At 69.9% G+C, this 18,654-nt stretch carries 11 protein-coding genes; 7 read left to right on the top strand and 4 right to left on the bottom strand.

All coding sequences use genetic code 11. From position 1 onward, the window contains the following. Positions 1–73 precede the first annotated feature (73 nt). Complete coding sequence (locus tag ABD844_RS15705) at positions 74–7,558, top strand: RHS repeat-associated core domain-containing protein (protein WP_344877484.1); 7,485 nt, start codon at positions 74–76, stop codon at positions 7,556–7,558. Between the two features lie 31 nt (positions 7,559–7,589). Then, positions 7,590–7,757, top strand: coding sequence for a hypothetical protein (locus ABD844_RS15700; protein WP_344877482.1), 168 nt, complete (start codon positions 7,590–7,592; stop codon positions 7,755–7,757). Between the two features lie 38 nt (positions 7,758–7,795). Here the strand turns inward: ABD844_RS15700 and ABD844_RS15695 are convergent, their stop codons facing one another. From ABD844_RS15695 to ABD844_RS15680, 4 genes are all read right to left on the bottom strand, one after another. Then, positions 7,796–8,044, bottom strand: coding sequence for a CHRD domain-containing protein (locus tag ABD844_RS15695; protein ID WP_344877488.1), 249 nt, complete (start codon positions 8,042–8,044; stop codon positions 7,796–7,798). A gap of 78 nt (positions 8,045–8,122) precedes the next feature. Further along, positions 8,123–8,965: an integrase core domain-containing protein gene (locus ABD844_RS15690; protein WP_344877480.1), complete on the bottom strand. Its 843-nt coding sequence runs from the start codon at positions 8,963–8,965 to the stop codon at positions 8,123–8,125. A gap of 245 nt (positions 8,966–9,210) precedes the next feature. Then, positions 9,211–11,487: a polysaccharide deacetylase family protein gene (locus ABD844_RS15685; protein ID WP_344877478.1), complete on the bottom strand. Its 2,277-nt coding sequence runs from the start codon at positions 11,485–11,487 to the stop codon at positions 9,211–9,213. A 174-nt stretch (positions 11,488–11,661) separates the two neighbouring features. Further along, positions 11,662–12,669, bottom strand: a complete 1,008-nt coding sequence (locus ABD844_RS15680) for an ROK family protein (protein ID WP_344877487.1) — start codon at positions 12,667–12,669, stop codon at positions 11,662–11,664. Positions 12,670–12,766: 97 nt separating this feature from the next. On the opposite strand from ABD844_RS15680, the gene ABD844_RS15675 reads away from it, so the two are divergent. From ABD844_RS15675 to ABD844_RS15655, 5 genes are all read left to right on the top strand, one after another. Then, a complete protein-coding gene (locus ABD844_RS15675) occupies positions 12,767–13,975 on the top strand; it encodes an ROK family transcriptional regulator (RefSeq protein ID WP_344877476.1) in 1,209 nt (402 codons plus the stop codon). A 151-nt stretch (positions 13,976–14,126) separates the two neighbouring features. Next, positions 14,127–15,161, top strand: a complete 1,035-nt coding sequence (locus ABD844_RS15670) for an ABC transporter substrate-binding protein (RefSeq protein ID WP_344877474.1) — start codon at positions 14,127–14,129, stop codon at positions 15,159–15,161. After that, positions 15,158–16,693, top strand: a complete 1,536-nt coding sequence (locus tag ABD844_RS15665; protein WP_344877472.1) for a sugar ABC transporter ATP-binding protein — start codon at positions 15,158–15,160, stop codon at positions 16,691–16,693. The genes ABD844_RS15670 and ABD844_RS15665 overlap by 4 nt, the downstream gene beginning before the upstream one ends. Then, a complete protein-coding gene (locus ABD844_RS15660) occupies positions 16,690–17,676 on the top strand; it encodes an ABC transporter permease (RefSeq protein WP_344877470.1) in 987 nt (328 codons plus the stop codon). The genes ABD844_RS15665 and ABD844_RS15660 overlap by 4 nt, the downstream gene beginning before the upstream one ends. Then, entirely contained in the window at positions 17,673–18,653 is a 981-nt protein-coding gene (locus tag ABD844_RS15655) for an ABC transporter permease (protein ID WP_344877468.1), read from the top strand. The genes ABD844_RS15660 and ABD844_RS15655 overlap by 4 nt, the downstream gene beginning before the upstream one ends. The last annotated feature ends 1 nt before the right edge of the window (position 18,654 follow it).

Raw genomic sequence — 18,654 nt, 5'->3', positions numbered from 1 at the left:
GCTCCGCTGGCGGGTCCGCGGCGTCACCACCACGGGCACGGCAGGCGAATGGTCGGAGTGGCAGAACGCCACCGTGGACCTCCGCAAGCCGAGCATCGACGGCCTCGGCATGAGCCCGGCGATCCGGGGCACGGCGTCATGGACGGCGGAGTCGCTGACGCCCTGGATGTACGCCAAGGTGACCGACCCGGAGAACCGGCCAGGCAAGCTCGACGTCCAGGTGGAGCACGACCCGGAGAAGTCCGGCCAGGGCACGGGCCTGATCTGGTCGGGCACCTCCGACAAGGAGTACGCGTCTGGCACCAACGCCTGGACGGCCATCCCGGCGGACAAGCTGACCGACGGCTGGCACATCCGCTGGCGGGCACGGGCCACAACCACCTCCGGAGTGTCGGGGCCGTGGTCGCAATGGGTGTACGCGACCGTGGCGGCGCTGCCGTTCGAGTCGTTCTCCCCGGCGAACAGCAGCCAGGTGGACGCCCTGACGCCGGTGCTGTCGGCGAACGCGCGGCCCTTCAACGGCGGCGAGGTCAAGTATTGGTTCCAGCTCTGCGCGGGTAGCGCACCGAACTGGCGCTGGTGCAAGGACTCCGCGCAGGAGAGCGAAGAGTGGTCCAAGCAGGGCGTCTGGCGGGTCGACGACAAGCGGTTGAAGTGGGGCGAGACGTATTCGTGGATGGCCAAGGCCGCCACGACGTACACCACGGTGACCTCCTCGTGGCGGACCTTCACCCCGGCGCCGGAGCAGGGCGGCATCAACGGGCTGCTGGCCCCCGGCACGCAGGGCCGCGAGTTCAACCACACCTCGGGCAACTTCGCGCACACCGCGACCGACGCCTCGGTGGCGGTGGTGGGGCCGCCGCTGAACGTGAGCCGTACCTACAACAGCTTGGACCCGCGCACCGACGGCATGTTCGGCACCGGGTGGACGACCCGCTGGGACATGCGGATCGAGGTGGAGCCGACCGGCAGCCTGCTGGTGACCTACCCGGGCGGCGAGCAGATGCGATTCGCGCCCACGGGCAACGGCACCTTCGCCCCTCCGCAGGGGACGTTCGCGACCTTGGCCGCCGAGCAGGCGGGCGGCTGGCGACTGATGGACAAGTCGGCCACCTCCTACTGGTTCGACGCCTCCGGCCGCCTCACCAAGATCACTGACCATCGGGGGCGGGCGCAGGAGCTGACCCGCGGCGCCGACGGCAAGTTGACCAAGGTGACCGCGACGGGCGGCCGGTCGCTCACGTTCACCTGGGCAGGCGCCCACGTCGGGACCGTGTCCACCGACCCGGTCGACGGCAAGCCGCTGACCTGGACCTACGCCTACGAGGGTGATCAGCTGGTCAAGGCGTGCCCGCCGACGTCGGCGACCGCCTGCACGGTTTACACGTACGGAGCGGGCTCGAAGTACAAGAGCGTGATCACCGACTCGCGGCCGGAGTACTACTATCGGCTGAACGAGGCCGAGACCCGCACCGGCACCACCGTCGCGAGCGCGGCTGGCTGGAACATCACCGAGGAGCAGGCCAAGCTGAACGGGACGACCCCGGCCGACCTCGGCGCCCGGATGCCGGGCGCGCCGGCCGGGTCGCCGGACACCGCGATGAGCTTCAAGGGCGCGGCGACCTCGACCTTCGTGCAACTGCCGCGGAACGCCGTGAGCGGCCAGGGCGGGGAGGTGGCGGTCGAGGCCTGGTTCAAGACGACCGCCTCCGGCACGATCATCGGTATGCAGGACACCGACGGCAACACGCCGGCGACGTCCATGCCGACGGTGTACGTGGGCACCGACGGCAAGCTGCGCGGCCAGTTCTACACCGGCCCGTCCACGATCGCGCACACCCCGATCGCCTCCTCCGCGGCGGTGAACGACGGGGCCTGGCACCATGTCGTCCTGTCGGCGACGGAGACCAAGCCGGCCACGACCTCGGTGCCTGCTGAGCACAAGCAGACGCTCTACCTGGACGGCGTCGCCGTGGGCACCCTGACCGGGACGATCCAGCACAGCGAGATGTTGGAGACCAGGATCGGGTCCGGTCAGGCCTCTCCGGCCTGGCCGTCCACGACCGGCACGGCCGCGGTCTTCCCGTTCAACGGCGACCTCGACGAGGTCGCGGTCTACGGCAAGCCGCTCGGCGCGGCGGCGGTGGCACGGCACTTCGCGGCAGGCAAGCCGCAGCCGCAGCTGACGCAGGTGACGATGCCGTCCGGCCGGGTCTCGGTGGTCAACACCTACAACCCCGACGGCGGGCGGCTGGCTACGCAGGTCGACGTCAACGGCGGCAAGTGGACCCTTGCCGAGCCGGTGTACGAGAAGCAGACGACGCTGTCGACGTTCATGACGGTGAAGGTGACCGACCCGTACGACGGCGTGGTCACCCATGTGGCGGACGCGCAGCGCGGGTATCGGCCGGTGTCGCAGACCGACCAGGTCGGCGCGACCACCAAGTGGGCGTACGACATCGGCGGCTACCCGGCCAAGATGATCGACGCCAACGGCAACGTGGCGGAGGTGGCGTTCAACGAGCGCGGCAACCTGCTGTGGAAGAAGACGTGCCGGACGGCGGGCGCGAACTGCTCGACGGAGTACTACAACTACTCCATCGACCACGACAAACCGTTCGATCCGCGCAACGACCTGAAGACCGCCCAGCGGGACGGCCGGTCGGGCTCGGCCACGGACGAGACGTACATGACCTCCTGGCGGCACAACTCGTACGGAGAGGAGATCGAGGTCACCACCCCGGCCACGGAGGATTTCCCGGCCGGTCGCAGCACACGCAAGACCTACACCGACGGCGGCGAGCCCGCGGCCGACGGCGGCACCATGCCGGCGGGCCTGGTGAAATCGGCCAAGGACTTCAAGGGCAACGAGACCACCTACGCCTACAACGCCGCCGGTGACCTCGTCAGCGAGACGCTGCCGTCCGGGCTGGAGCGCAAGCACACCCACGACCCGCTCGGCCGGGTGACCGCCACCACCGAGATCTCCAAGGCGCACCCCGAGGGCGTGACCGCCACGATCACCTACGACGGGCTGGGCAAGGTTCTGACCAGGACCGGGCCCGGGGTCAAGAACGAGGTGACCGGCAAGACCCACACGCCGCGATGGTCGGCCACCTACGACGCCGACGGCCTGCTACTCACCGAGACCGACGCGGACCTGACGGGCGGCGACGCCCCACGGACCGAGACCCACACCTACGATGCCCATGGCCGTCAGGAGACGATCACCGGGCCCGAGGGAGCGGTCACCAGGCACGGCTACGACCTCAAGGGACAGAAGGTCTCCTCCACCGACCCGCGCGGTGCCACACTGGCCTACACCTTCACGCCGCGTGGCGAGCCCGCCACCACGGTGCTGAAGGGATGGACAGGAAACCCGCTCGCCCCTCAGCCGGCCGCGGACGTGGTGCTGGAGTCCCTCGCCTACGACCCGGCGGGCCGGTTGGCGTCCAAGACCGACGCGATGGGCCGCACCACCGCCTACACCTACTACGCCGACAACCTGCCGTTCGAGCAGATCGCCAAGGGCGCCAAGCTGAACGGCTCCGACACCGGCCGCGACGTCGTGCAGGACTCGAAGGTGTACGACGCGGCCGGCCAGCTGACCCGGCAGACCACCGGCGGCGGCACCCTACTGGTCGACACCGTCTACGATGCAGCCGGGCGGATCGCCTCGCAGACGGTGGATCCGGAGAAGCTGGGCCGCAAGACCGCCTTCGCCTACGACGCGAACAACAACGTGACCAAGGTGACCCGCACCGGCGCAGGCACGACCCGAGCCGAGGTCACCGAGTTCGAGTACGACGCGCTCAACCAGCCGACGAAGCAATCCGTCCACAACGACGGCGGCGACCTGGTCACCACGCTGACCGTGGACGATCGAGGCCTGGTGACGGCGACGACGGACCCGCGCGGCAACGTCGCGGGCGCGAACCCGGCCGACTTCACCACGAACGTGACCTACGACGCGGCCAAACTGCCGGTGCTGCTGCAGATGCCCGCCGTCCAGGTGGAGCGCAACGGCGGCGCCGCAGCCAGCGAGCGGCCCACCTCAAAGGTGGGCTACAACACCTTCGCCGAGCCGACCCACAAGGTCGACGCCGAAGGCCGCGCCACCACGACCACCTACGACCGGGCCGGGCGCGTGCTGACCCAGACCGCCCCCGCCTACACCCCGCCCGGTGGACAGCCGGTCACCCCGACCACGACCGCCGAGTACGACGCGGCCGGCCAGATCGTCAAGAGCACCTCACCGCGGGGCCAGACCACCACCACCCTCTACGACGTGCTGGGCCGCAAGGTGAAGGTCACCGACCCGCCCGCGAGCGAAGCCGCCGCCGGGACGTGGACGTTCGGCTACGACCTGCTCGGCGAGTCGCTGTGGACACTCGACCCGACCGGAGCCCGCTCAGAAGCCACCTACGACGACCTCGGACGGCAGATCACGCTCACCACCGTCGAGCGCCGGCCGACCCCCGGCATCTACGTCACCAAGCTGGAATACGACGACGCGGGCAGGCTGACCAAGACCACCCGCCCCACCGGCGACTCCTCGACCCGCGCCTACGACGCGACCGGCGAGCTCACCAAGCACACCGACGCGCTCGGCAACGCCACCACTTTCGGCTACGACCTGGCCGGACGCCCCACCACGACCACCAACGCACTCGGGCTCACCGCCCAGACCCTTTACGACCTGGCCGGGCGCAAGATCGAGACCCGCGAGCTGAACACCGACGGCATGGCGCTGCGTACCAGAGAGATCGGCTACGACCCGGCCGGCAACGCGATCAGCGCCACGTCAGGTGAGGGACACACCGTTACCCGCTCCTACGACGCGGCCAACCGCATGACCGAGCTGGTCGAGCCGGTCTCCGCGAGCGAGCAGATCACCAGCACCTTCGGCTACGACGCGGCCGGCGCGCAGACCCGCGTCACCAACGGGCGCGGCCACTCCACCTACATCACCTACAACAGCCTCGGCCTCACCGAGACGGTGATCGAGCCGTCCACCGCGCAGCACCAGGACCTGAAGGACCGCACCTGGACCGCCGGCTACGACGCGAGCGGCAATCCGACCGTCACCCTGGCCCCCGGCGGGGTGCGCGTCGAGCGCACCTTCGACGAGCTCAACCGGCTCGTCCAGGAAAGCGGGACGGGCGCCGAGGCCGACACCGAGGCCAAGACGTTCGGTTACGACCAGGCCGGACGGCTGGTCACCGCCAACGATCTGACCTTCAGCCTCAACGATCGCGGCCTGCTGCTCAAGACCAACAGCGCCGTCACCGGCGACCTCAACGTCTACGCCTACGACGCCGCCAACCGGCTCGTGCAGCGCACCGACGGCGCCGGCACCTCCACCTTCACCTGGGACGACGGCGACCGCCTCACCCAGTCGACGGACCCGGTCTCCGGCAAGGCCATCGACTACAGCTACGACAATGCCAACCGCCTGACCGGCATGGTGTACGGCACAGGCGGCGCCCGCCGCACCTACGGCTACGACGGCCTGAACCGGCTGACCGAGGACAAGCTCACCACGTCCGCGGGCGCCGCGATCGCGTCCATCGCGTACGGCTACGACCTGGACGACAACATGACGTCCAAGACCACCGCCGGAACCGCCGGAGCCGGGAAGAACACCTACACCTACGACCGGGCCAACCGGCTCACCTCCTGGACGGCACCGGACGGCAACAAGACCGACTACGGATGGGACGCCGCGGGCAACCGCGTCAAGGCCGGCGACAACACCTACACCTATGACGAGCGCGACCGGCTCACCTCGGGTGACGGGCACACCTACACTTACACCGCCCGCGGCACCCTCAAGGAGGACTCGGCCGGCATCGTCCGCATCGCCAAGTTCGACGCCTTCGACCGGCTCATCAGCGACGACGCCGTCACCTACGGCTACGACGCCCTCGACCGCATGGAGACCCGCACGCAGAGCGGGCAGACCAGCCGCTTCACCTACGACGGGACCAGCAACAACCTGGTCACCGTCACCGGCGCCAACGGTGTCACGACGGCCACCGTCGGCCGCGACGCGCTCGGCCGCACTCTCGGCATCAGCGAGGGGGTGGGCGCCCAGCTCGCCTTCTCCGACCTGCGCGGCGACCTGATCGGCACCTTCACCGCGGACGGAACCGCGTTGGCCGACTCGGTGGCCTACGATCCGTTCGGCGAGGTGATCACCCGCAGCGGCGCCCAGCACAGCCTCGGCTACCAGGGCGGCTACACCGACCCCGCCAGCGGCATGATCAACATGGCGGCCCGCTGGTACCAGCCCGCCACGGGCAGCTTCGTCTCACGCGACACCCTCACGCAGAGCCCTGACCCGTCGATCCAGCTCAACCGCTACACCTACGCCAACGCCAACCCCCTCACCAACACCGACCCGGACGGGCACAAGTCCAAGAAGAAGACGAACCCGGTCGACACGTACGGCGAATGCAAGCAGCAGAAGAAGAAGTCCAAGACGTGCGGGGACATCATCGCCGATCATGGGCGGTGCGTGAAGGACTACGGAAAGTCCTACTGCACGGAGGCCGAGCGGGAATACACGACCTGCAGGAAGGAGAACAACAAGAACACCTGTACGGGGAGCAAGGACGTCTACGGCGACTGTCGCGCGGATGCCAAGAGCCATATGGGAACGACATCCGCGGGCGGCAGCAAGAGCGCGTGCCGGGATGCGGGAACGGCTTACGGCGAATGCATCCCCACCGCCGGCAAGTCCGGCAAGACGATGTGCCGTGATGTGTCCGACAACTACATCGAGTGCAGATCGCAGGGCACCGGAAGAGGCGACTGCAACGCGGGTGCGGAGGACTACCAGCAATGCCGCCAGAAGAACACCCAGGGCTACGGCAAGGACATGTGCGACCAAGGGTCGCAGTTGTACCGCGATTGCCTGCGCAACCGCAGGGCCAATCAGGACATGTGCTCGACGACCGCGGACGACTACGTGGAATGCCGAAGCTCTCCGGCGCCGGGCGGCGGACAGCTTCTGGGGCACAACACCTGCAAGCCGTACGCCGAGGGGTACATGGCGTGCCGGAACACCTCGTTCAAGGGCGGGACGCACGGCGACGCCTTCTGTAACGGCGTACAGGACGGCATGCTCGGCTGCCTCAAAGCGAAGAGCTCTAAAGACTGCTCGGTCGTCGACGACTGGTACATGAAGTGCGCGCAGAAGTTCGGTGAAACGGGTTGCGTCGGTGACACCGGCTACAGCGGATCGAATTGCCCGCGGGCGAAGGATGTATACGAGGCGCTGGATTGGAAGTGCGAGTATTATCTCAACAACCAGGACAGCAATCTGCTGAAGACGGTCCTGGAGAACACCACCTGGGGCACGGGCGCGTGTGCGATGTTCATCGCGGTAACTCATCTGATAGGACTTGCATGCGGCATGGTCAGCGTGTTCTCGGGAGTCTTCTCGGTCGCCATCGGGGCGGCGAACAAGGGCCATGGAATTGTCGTCACCTACCGTGTCACCAATGGGCACGAGAGCGCGACGATAGGCACCCAGCAGCCCGGCAGGGGGTAGCGCGTCCATGAGAAAGGTGTGGTGGGCCGTTATGGTGGTCGGCTTCGTTCTCATGACCGGCGCGCTGATCTACTCGCGCATGACGCCGCCCGAGGCGGACGGGCTGGTCAGCTCGTCGCTGATCCTGGCGGGATCTGTGATCACGTTCGTCGGGTCGATCGGCCGCTGGCTGAGCGCGCCCGACAAGGACGATCGATGAGGTGACGGCCGGCGTCCACACCCACTCCGGCCGGTCACTCACCAGTCCCCTCGATAGAGCTGACCCCGCACCGCACCCCCCGGAAACTTGGCATTCTGCAGATTGGCGTACCAGTTCCTGGGGTTCTTCCAGATGCGCCGCGCCACGGCCGCCGACGTCGTGGCGCTGCCCGCCAGCCCGTTGACGTTGGCCGGCAGGCCGCCCTTGGCCTCGAAGAACGGCCCCACCACGGGCCCGTTCTTACCCTTCGGCGCGCGGTGGATGTGCGCGGCCGTCGGGGCGCTGATCTTCTTCCTGTGGGGCTCATCAATAGGATGCGGTGTCTGACCTGCCGGTTCTCGGGGCGGTGTCAGTCGGCAACCTGATTAGCTGGCGATCCGGTACTCGTTGATGAGGCCGCCGAGGATGGTCCTGCGGTGGACTCGTTGGTCGGCCAGGTCGATGGGTGTTGGCGGTCCTGTTTCGGCTTGCGCTGGGGACATCTGTCCGATGCCGCGGTGAGGTCGGGCCGTGTTGTAGTACTCCAGATAGCGGGTGAGGGTTCGGCGGAGATGGTGCTCGTTGACGATGAGCATGCCGTCCAGGAATTCGCGGCGTAGGGTGCCAATGAGCCTTTCGCAGTGTGCGTTCGTTTTCGGGGCCTGCGGTGGACTCTTGATGATCCGCAGGCCGGCGTCGGTGAAGATCGCGTCGAAGGCATCGGTGAACTGACCGCCCCGGTCGCGGATCAGGAACTTCGGCTTCGTCATCTCGGTGCCGGTGTTCATCAGGAGGTTGCGGGCGGCCTGGGCGATCCACGATCCGGTGGGGTTGGCGGTGATGCCGAGTAGGTGGGCCCGGCGGCTGCCGTGTTCGAGCATGACCAGGGCATATAAGCGTGTGAGATTGACGGTGTCCACGTGCAAGAAATCCACAGCGACGACGTGCTCGGCTTGGGCCGTCATGAACTGCTTCCAAGTCGGCCCGCTGCGGCGCGGAGCGGGGTCGATCCCGGCCCGGTTCAGAATGTTCCAGACGGTCGAGGCGGCGATCTTGTGGCCGAGACGGATGAGTTCACCGTGGCTGCGCCGGTGGCCCCACCTCGGGTTCTCCGCGGCCATGCGCAGGATGAGAGCCTTGACCGCGGCCGGGGTGGGTGGCCGTCCGGGACGACGACGATTGCTGTAGTCCCACTTCCTCGCCACGAGGTTGCGGTGCCAGGTCAGCAACGTGGCCGGGGTTATCGAAAAGATCTTCGCCCAGCGATGGCGAGGGATCAGACGCCACTACCCACGTGGCCCGTTTCCGGCGTATTTCCGAACCGCACCCCAGTGATCCGCGTGAGCGCCGGCAGCCTCGCAAGGACCCTGAATGCAGGCGCTCGGACCGGCCTGAGGGCGGCGGAGTCGGCTCCGCCGCCCCAAGTCCCGGGCCGTCCACGACGTTGTGGTGACCGTGGCACCCGTCTCCTGCGTCAGTCGAGGATCACGTACGGCTCCGGCGGCTCACCCGGGAAGATGAGCGGCGCGTACGGCACCGGATTCTTGACCACCGGGATCGGCTGCTTCGTCGGGATCAACCGATCCGCCACCACCCCACCGTGGTGGTCGACGGTGCCGAAGCAGTAGCCCCGCTCGCGGGCGGCGTCGATGAGCAGCGCCAGTCCCCCGTTCGTACCCGGGCCGGCCGGGCTGTCGTAGGGGCCGTCGTGCAGCGAGATGATCGCGCCCGGGTACAGCTGCTCGACGATCGCGTCGCTGATCTGCTGCGGCGTGCGCTCCGGCACCCAGTCGTCGGTGCCGATACGGGTCATGTAGTCCGTGTAGCCCATGTCCGCGATGATCTGCCGGACCTGCACGTTCGCAGCGCCGAACGGCGGGCGGATGCCCTTGAACGAGATCGGGGCGCCGACGGCGGCGAACGCGGCCTCCCCGTCCTGGATCTCGCGGCGGACACCGTCGGGACCCTCACTGGCCAGCACCTGGTTGAGGTTCGCGTGACTGTACGTGTGGTTGAGCAGTTCGTGCCCCTCGTCCAGTTGGAACCTGGCGAAGTGCGGGTTCGCCTTGACCCGGGTGCCGGTGTCCATGAACACGCCGGTCACCCGCTTTTCGCGGAGGATCCGCAGCGTCTCGGTCCGGTAGTGTGACGGGCCGTCGTCGAACTGGATGGCCAGCCTGCGGTCGCAGGAGTTCGGGACGGACTTGTCGCGCGGGCCGCCGACGTGGGTGCGGGCGGCGGCCGAGACCACGCCGGCCCGGTCCCGGCTGCTGAGCAGGCCGTCGGCGACGAACTCGTCGGCGACCGTGCGGGCGGCGGACACGAAGGCGCTGTGGGTGGCGAACGGCTCCCGCTCCCAGACGCGGTCCAGCAGAGTGCAGCCGTCCGAGCCCTCGGGGTTGGCGATGCCGGTGTCGACGCGCGGCGGACCGAACCAGATCGTCTCCTCCGGGGACCAGCCGTTCGGGCATTCGTCGGACGCGGCGCTCGTGGCTGTGACCGGCCGAACGACCCTCGTCATCGTGGCCGACGCCGCGCCCGTCGTCTCGCCCGTCGTCTCGCCCGTCGTCTTGGGCGTCGTCTCATCCTTCGTCTCAGCCGAGGCGACCGGCGTGGGGGTGATGATCCTGTACGGCTCCGGCGGCTCCCCGCCGCCGAACTTCAGCGGCAGGTACGGCACCGCGTTGACGACGGACGGGATCGGGTCACCGCTTGAGACGTACCGGTCGGCGACGATCGCACCGGTGCTGTCGAACGTGCCGAAGCACAGCCCGGCCGCCCGGATGTCGTCGATGATCAGCGGCAGCGCCTTCATCAACTCCGGCCCGGCGACGGTGTCGATGGGGCCGTCGTGCAGGAAGATGTTCCGCCGTCCGTCGGCGATGCCATCGGCGATGTCGGCCCGCAACTGCTCGGCCGGCCGGTCAGGCAGCCAGTCCTCCGCATCGATGTCACCTCTGATGACCGTGAAGCCCAGCCGCGCCAGCTCGGCGCTGACCTGGGCGTTCGCCGCAAGGAACGGCGGGCGCATGCCTACGAACGGCCGCTCGACGCCGGCCCGGTCCAGCGCCTCCTCGGTGGTCCGCATCTCGGCCTGGAGCCTCGGTACGGTGACCTGGTTGAGGTTGGGATGCTCGTAGGTGTGGTTGAGCACGAGGTGCCCCTCGCGCCGCTCGAACGCCGGAAGCCGCGGGTTGGCGTCGATCCGCATGCCCGTGTCGAAGAACGTCGCGGTGACCTGCTTCTCGCGCAGGATCGCCAGCGTCTGGTCGCGGTAGAACGACGGCCCGTCGTCGAAGGTCAGCGCCACCCGATCGGTGCAGGTGTTCGGGACCGAGTCGTCCTTCGGGCCGCCGACGGCCGAACGGGCGGCGGCCGCGCGGATGGTGTTCGTCTCTTTCGCGGCGAGCAGGCCGAGGTCGCGGAACTCGCGGGTGGCGCGGACGACGGTGGCGACGAACTCGCCGTGGGTGGCGAACGGCTCCTCCTTCCAGACGACGTCGAGCAGCGTGCAGCCGTCGTCGCGTCCCGGGTTGGGGATGCCGGTGTCGATGCGCGGGGGACCGAACCAGACCGTGGTCTCGGTGGACCAGCCGGCCGGGCAGGCGTCCGCCGTGGCCGCCGCCGATCCTGGTGACCCGTCTAACGGTTCCGCGGCGGGTGCGGCCGACGCCGTCCCGATCAGTGAGCAGGCGGTCACCACCGCCAGCACTCCCGCCGTCACCAATCGTCCTGTCATCGTCCTGGCCATTGCCGCTCCTTCGGGGGTTGAGGGCATGCCGAGCGAGGGATCTACTCAGGGAGAATCGAAACTCCAGGCGGATCCCTGATCTCTGTGAAGGTACTCGCGAAAGATCGCCCCTGGAACCCCCGAACGGATTTGGTGGGCATCTTTCTCGTCGTAGTGAGTGGAAACTCTTGGGGATCAGGCTGCGACGGCGGCCGCCAGCGCTCCGGCTACCGCCGCACGAGCCCCGAACGTACTGGTCCTGACCTGCAGCGAATCGCCCTCGGTCACGGTCAGCCAGCGCCGGGTCGCGGCCAGTGTCTCCGGCCGCGAGCCGATCCCGCCGCCCAGCACGAACGTCGCCGGATCGACGATCGCCCGGACCGCCCGCAGCGCCAACGCGAGCAGCCGGCCCAACTCGTCCAGCACCTGCACCGCGGCTCCGTCACCCTCCGCCGCGGCCGCGAACACCTCCGGCGCCGGACGCCGCCGACCGGCGAGCTCATGGTAGCGGCGCTCGATGCCACCACCGCTGACCTGCTGTTCCAGTGGCCCGTGCACCAGGTTGGCCGGGTCGAACGGGTCCGCGCCGAACGGCAGGTCGGCCACCTCGCCGGCGAGGCCACGAGTGCCCGCGTGCATCCGGCCACCCAGCACCAGGCCGAGCCCGACCCCGGTCCCGACCGCGACGAACGCGAGGTCAGCGCCGCCCGGCTGCCAGACGTGCTCGCCCCAGGCGGCCAGGTTCGCGTCATTGTGCACCAGGGGCCGGGTGCCCAGACGGGCCTCGAGGTCGGCGGGCACGTTCATCCGGTCCCAGCCGGGGATGTTGGGCGCGTGCCCGACCGCGCCGGTGACCGGATCCGGAGCTCCTGGACAGCCGACGGCCACCCGCGACGGCCGACCCTCGCTGCCCGCGGCCGCCGTCAGCGACGCCACCAGCCCGGCTATCTGGCTGGTCACGGCGGTACCGCCACGCGGATCGGTGCGCTCGACGCGATCCAGCAGCAGGTGCCGGGCGGGATCGTAGAGGACCGCGTGCAGCTTGGTGCCGCCCAGGTCGACGCCCACCACCGGCTCGGCCGCCGCTCCCCGGAACGCCTCGCGGGGCAGGGCCGGCTCGGCGCCACTCGACGGCAGCCAGCCGGCCTCGGCGAGCGCTCGGCGCAGCGGTCCGGCCAGGCCGGTACGGTCGGTTCCGGGCATCACCACGGGCGGCGTCTCCAGTCTTCGGCCGGCTGGGGGTTGAGTGCTGGGGATGAGTACAGTATCAGCTTGATAGAAAACTCCAGAGGGAGCAGCCATGTCCGGTCCGATCTCCTCGACGGCCAACGCCGGCACCGTCTCGCGGGTGAACCAGACCGCGATCCTCGACGTGCTGCGACAGAACGGGCCGCTCTCACGGCAGGAGATCGGCGCCCGTACCGGTCTCAGCGCCGCCACCGTGAACCGCCTGGCCGGGCAGCTGCTGCGCAAGGGTCTGGTCGTCGCCGACGGGCACCAGCCGTCCACCGGCGGACGGCCGTCGATCCTGCTGCGCTACAGCGGGCGGGCCCATCTCGTGTCGGTGGTCCACGTGGGCGCCACCCGCACCGAGGGCGCGCTGGTCGACTTCGACGGCGCCATCGTCCACCGGGTCAGGCGCCCGGTGGTCCCCGACGTGCTGCACGCCGCCGACCGCGCGACCATCCGCCTGGAGGAGGCGCTGTCCGTCGTCACCGAGCTGGGTGCGGCCGCCGCCGAGCGGGGCCAGCCCAGCCAGGCGGTGGGGGTCGCCGTCGCGGGCGTCGTCGACGGCGCCGACGGGCGCGTGACCTGGGCGCCCGCGCTCGACTGGCGTGAGGTGCCGGTCGGCTCGCTGCTGCACGACCGCACCAGACTCCCCGTCGTGGTCGAGAACGACGCCAACGTGCTGGCCGTCGGCGAGCACCACCGCGGCGCGGGCCAGGGCGTCCAGGACCTGGTCGCCGTCGTGCTGGGCACCGGCATCGGCGTCGGCATCATCACCGGCGGCCGGCTGCACCGCGGCTCACGTGCGGCGGCCGGTGAGATCGGTTACATGCTGATTGACCGGTCGTCGCTGGCCCGGTTGTTCCCCGGTTTCGGCGATCTGGAGAGCCGGGTCGGGTCGGTCGGGCTGGCCCGGCGGGCCCGCGAGCGCGGCATCGCCGAGCCTGCGGACCGGCCGCTCACCGCCGCCGACGTGTTCGACCTGGTCAGGAGCGGCAGCGTGGAGGCACGGGCGCTGCTTGAGGAGACGCTCGACTACGTCGCGCTGGCCGTCGCCAACCTGTGCACGGTGCTGGACCCGGAGCTGGTCATCGCCGGCGGCGAGATGGGCGAGGCGGCCGATCTCATCACGCCCGGCCTGCGCGACCGGCTCGTCGGCCGGATCCCGCACGTGCCTCGGCTGGCCGCGTCCGCGCTGGGCGACGACGCCGTGATCGTCGGGGCCGCCGAGCTGGCCGCGCGCCTGGTGAGCGACTTCGCCTACGTCCAGGCCACCCGCTGACTCCGACCCCTTCCCGCCGGAAAGGTCACCGCGAACGGTAGACGGCACCCCCTGCTGTGGGGCACCATTAGGCCACTTATCGCTCGCACTGGATGAAAAGTCGCCGAGAAAGGGTGTGGTCCTGATGCCGAGACCGAGTCGAGGGTGGCGCGTGGGTGCCGCGGCCGGCGCCGTGGCCGTGCTCCTGGCGGCATGCAGCTCGGGCGTCGGCAGCGGCGGCGCAGCCGCCGACCGGCCCTACACCATCGGGCTGAGCAACGGCTTCGTCGGCAGTGAGTGGCGTACCCAGATGGTCAAGGGCCTGGAGACGGCGTTCGCCGAATACAAGAAGGAAGGCGTCGTCGACGAACTGGTCGTCGAGAGCGCCGACACCGACGTCAACGGCCAGATCCAGCAGATCCGCAACCTCATCAACCGCGGCGTCGACGCGATCATCGTCAACCCGAACTCCGAGACCGCCCTGGACGCCGTGTTCCGCGAGGCGTCCCAGCAGGGCATCGAGGTGTTCGCCGTCGATCAGGCGGTCACCTCCAAGGACGTCACGAACGTCGTCATCGACCAGGCCGAGTGGGCCCGCATCTCCGCCGAGTGGCTGGCTGGGCAGGTGGGCAAGGGCGGCGACATCGTCGTCGTCAACGGCGTCGCCGGCCACCCGGCCAACGAAATGCGCTGGAACGCCGCCAAAGATGTCTTCGCCAAGGCCGGCGTCAAGGTGCTCACCGTCGCCGACGGCAACTGGGACCAGGCCACCGGGCAGCAGGTGATGACGAACCTGCTGGCGACCTACCCCGACGTCGACGGCGTCTGGGCGCAGGACGGCATGGCCGAGGGCGTGTTCCGCGCCGTCCAGGCGGCCGGCCGCCTGGACCAGATCAAGGTCTCGGGCGAGGCCCGGGTTGGCTTCATGCGGTTGTGGGAAAAGGCCCGGGGCGACGACTTCGAGAGCATCGGCGTCGTGAACCCGCCCGGCGGCGCCGTCTCCGCGTTGCACGTGGCCGTCAACGTGCTTGAGGGCAAGAAGTTCGCGACCGGCAAGATCAACGGCAACACCGTTACCGTTCCGATCCCCTACACCGTCGATAAGTCGACCTTCGACAAGTATTGGGGCGAGGTCAGCGCCCAGGGCGACGCGTACTGCCTGGACGGCTCGCTCACCCGCGCCGAGGCCGCGGAATTCTTCGCGTGAACACGCTTCTGGAGATGACCGGCGTCCGCAAGCGGTACGGCGGCGTCCAGGCGCTCGACGGGGCGAGCCTCACCGCGGCGCGCGGTGAGGTGCACGCCCTGCTCGGCCCGAACGGCTCTGGCAAGAGCACCCTGGACAAGACACTGGCCGGCACCGTCGTCCCGGACTCCGCCGAGATCCGGATCGACGGTGCCGCGGCGCGCATCCGGGGGCCACGCGACGCGCACGCGCTCGGCGTCGCCGCCGTCTACCAGCAGCTCAGCATCGTCGGCGACCTGACGGTGACGCAGAACGTGGTGCTCGGGCTGGAGCCGGCTCGCCGGTTGGGGTTCCTCGACCACCGCGCCGCCCGCGACCGCGCCGCGGGCGCGCTGGAACGGTTCACCGCCGCGTTCTCCGGCCGGCTGCCGCTGGACCGGCCGGCCGGCTCCCTCGATCCCGGCGAGCAGCAGATCGTCGAGGTCGCGAAGGCGCTGGCCCGAGAGCCCCGGATCCTCGTGCTCGACGAGGCCACCGCGTCCCTGCACAAGGAGCAGGTCGAGGTGCTGTTCGACGTGGTACGCGAGCTGCGCGCGGCCGGGGTCCTGGTGGTGTTCACGTCGCACCGGCTGGACGAGGTGTTCGCGCTCTGCGACCGCGCCACGGTGCTCCGCAACGGCCGCACCGTCGGCACCGTCGAGCTGGCGGCCACCGACGAGGACGAACTGGTCCGGCTCATGGTCGGCGACGCGCCGCACCGGGTGCCCCGGCCCGCGAGAGCACGGGCCGTCGCAGACCCCACGTCGTCGCCGGCGGCGGCTCTTGAGGTACGCGGACTCACCACCGACCGGCTGCGTGACGTGGGCTTCGCCGTCCGCGCCGGTGAGGTGCTCGGGCTCGGCGGGCTGCAAGGGCAGGGCCAATCCGAGCTGCTGCTCGCGCTGTTCGGCGCCGCGCGGGTCACTGCGGGCGAGGCGCTGCTGGACGGCCGACCGCTGCCGCTGAGCTCGCCGGCCAGGGCCGCCCGCGCCGGCGTCGCCCTGGTACCCGGCGACCGCGGGCGGCAGGGCATGTTCGCGCCCCGGCCGATCCAGGAGAACCTCTCGCTGGCGAGCATGCACCGCCGGGCCCGCGCGAAGCTCGCCCTCAGCGCCGCGGCCGAACGACACGCCGCCCGGTCGATGGTCGAGCGGCTGCAAATCAAGATCGGCTCCCTGACCGACCCGGTGTCCACGCTGTCCGGCGGCAACCAGCAGAAGGTCGTCATCGGCAAGTGGCTGCTCGACCGGCCGCGGGTCGTCCTGCTCGACGACCCCACCAAGGGCGTCGACGTCGCCGCCAAGGAGGAGATCTACGCCATCGTGCGCGGCCTGGCCGACGACGGCGCCGTCGTCATCCTCAACTCCAGCGACAACCGCGAGCTGACCGAGCTGAGCGACCGCGTGCTGGTGCTGTTCGAGGGCGCCGTCGCCGAGGAGCTGAGCGCGGAGGCGATCACCGAGAGCCGGCTGGTGTCCAGCGCGCTGCGGCTCGCTCCGGGAGAGTCGCTGTGAACGCCCCGCCCAAGAACAGGGCTTGGCCGCGCGAGATCCGGCTGCCCGGCGCCCAGTTGTCCGGCGCCGCGACGGTGGCGATGCTGGTGGTGGCCGTCGTCGTCAACACGGCGCTGCAGCCGAACTTCTGGAGCAGTTACGCGCTCACCTCGAACTTCGCGACGTTCGTGCCGCTGGTGGCGATCGCCGTCGGGCAGACGTTCGTGGTGCTGAGCGGCGGCCTCGACCTCTCGCTCGGCGCACAGGTCACGCTGGCCAGCGTGGTCGCCGTTCAGATCGTCGACGAGCGGCTGGACCGGGTCCCGCTGGCCGTGGCCGCCGCGCTGGGTGTCGGGCTGGCCTGCGGTGCCTTGAACGGGCTCGTGGTCGCGTTGTTGCGGCTGCAGCCGATCGTCGCGACGTTCGCGACCAGCTTCGTGTTCTCCGGGCTGGCGCTGGTGGTGCTGCCGACCCCCGGCGGCTCGGTGCCGCTTGAGGTCACGACGGCGTACCGCGACGCCGTACTCGGGGTGCCGACCGCGCTGCTGGCGATCCTCGTGCTCGCGGTGCTCTGGTGGGTGCTGCGCCGGCACCGCGTGCTGCGCCACATCTACGCCGTCGGCGGCGACGCTGACGCCGCGTACGCCTCGCTGGTGCCGGTCGTCAGGACGCGCGTCTGGGCGTACGTGCTCGGCGGGGTGTTCGCGGCGTTCTCGGCGCTGGCGATCCTGGCCAACACCGGTTCCGGCGACCCGTTCGTCGGGAACGAGTTGACGCTCGCGTCGGTGGCGGCGGTGGTGATCGGCGGGACGGCGCTGGCGGGCGGGCGCGGCGGTGCGGGCGGGTCGATCCTCGGCGCCATGGTCCTCGCGCTGGTCACGAACATCGTGTTCTTCGCCGACGTACCGACGACGTACCGGCAGCTTGTCAACGGCGTCGTGATCATTCTCGCATTGGCCCTGGCCGGTATCCCGGCGTTGCAGAAGAGGAGGCCGGCGGCATGAGCGCACCGACCGTGGAGGCGCCTCGACGGATCCTCGCCTGGCGGCCGGGACCGGTGGCACTGGCCGGCGCGGTCGCCGTCGTCCTGGTGATCGTCGGTGAGATCGTCTCGCCCGGGTTCGCCGGGTACGGCCAACTGGTCAACCTCATGCGGGTGGCGGCGTTCCTCGGGGTCATCGCGATCGGCCAGACCATTGTGATCATCGCCGGCGGCGGTGGTGTCGATCTGTCCGTTGGCAAGGTGGCCACGTTCTCGGCCATCATCGGGTCGCGGATGATGGCCGGCGACGACGGCGAGATCGTGCCTGCCGTGGTCCTGGCCCTGCTGGTCGCCGCGGCGATCGGGCTGGTCAACGGGCTGGGCGTCACGCTGCTGCGGATCCCGCCGTTCGTCATGACGCTGGGTATGATCGGCGTGGTGCAGGGGCTGATCCTCGCCTACACCGGCGGGCAGGCCAGCGGCCGGGCCGCGCCTGCGCTCACGTCGCTGGTCAACGGACGGGTGATCGCCGACTTGCCCGGTCTGCTGTTCCTGTGGCTGCTGCTCGGGCTGCTCGCCGTCTGGCTGCTGCGCCGTACCACGTTCGGCTGGAACCTGTTCGCCGTCGGGGCCAACCGGATGGCGGCGGAGCTGACCGGTGTCCGGGTGAACCGTACGCTGATCCTTGCGTACGTGCTGTCCGCGACGTTCGCCGGGTTGGCCGGCATCCTGTTGCTCGGATACACCGAGTCGGTCTTCCTCGACCTCGCCGACCAGTACATGCTGCCGTCGGTGGCGGCCGTCGTGATCGGCGGGACGCTGCTGGCGGGCGGCATCGGCGGCTACGCCGGCACCGCAGTCGGCGCGATCGTGCTGACCATTCTGCAAAGTCTGCTCACCACGCTGGACATCGGCGGCGCCGGACGCACCATCGTCAACGGCGCCGTCCTGCTCGTCCTGCTGTCGCTCTACGGGCGGCAGCGACGCCTTCAGAGTTAGG

The sequence above is a fragment of the Nonomuraea antimicrobica genome (genome assembly GCF_039536965.1).
GTDB classification, from domain to species: Bacteria; Actinomycetota; Actinomycetes; order Streptosporangiales; family Streptosporangiaceae; genus Nonomuraea; species Nonomuraea antimicrobica.
Note: the sequence above shows the minus strand (reverse complement) of the source record. Positions and strands in the feature narration are given on the sequence as shown.

Coding starts and splice junctions, on each gene's coding strand:
- ABD844_RS15700 (WP_344877482.1), top strand. CDS start 7,590: ATGGTGGTCGGCTTCGTTCTCATGACCGGCGCGCTGATCTACTCGCGC.
- ABD844_RS15685 (WP_344877478.1), bottom strand. CDS start 11,487: ATGGCCAGGACGATGACAGGACGATTGGTGACGGCGGGAGTGCTGGCG.
- ABD844_RS15680 (WP_344877487.1), bottom strand. CDS start 12,669: ATGCCCGGAACCGACCGTACCGGCCTGGCCGGACCGCTGCGCCGAGCG.
- ABD844_RS15675 (WP_344877476.1), top strand. CDS start 12,767: ATGTCCGGTCCGATCTCCTCGACGGCCAACGCCGGCACCGTCTCGCGG.
- ABD844_RS15655 (WP_344877468.1), top strand. CDS start 17,673: ATGAGCGCACCGACCGTGGAGGCGCCTCGACGGATCCTCGCCTGGCGG.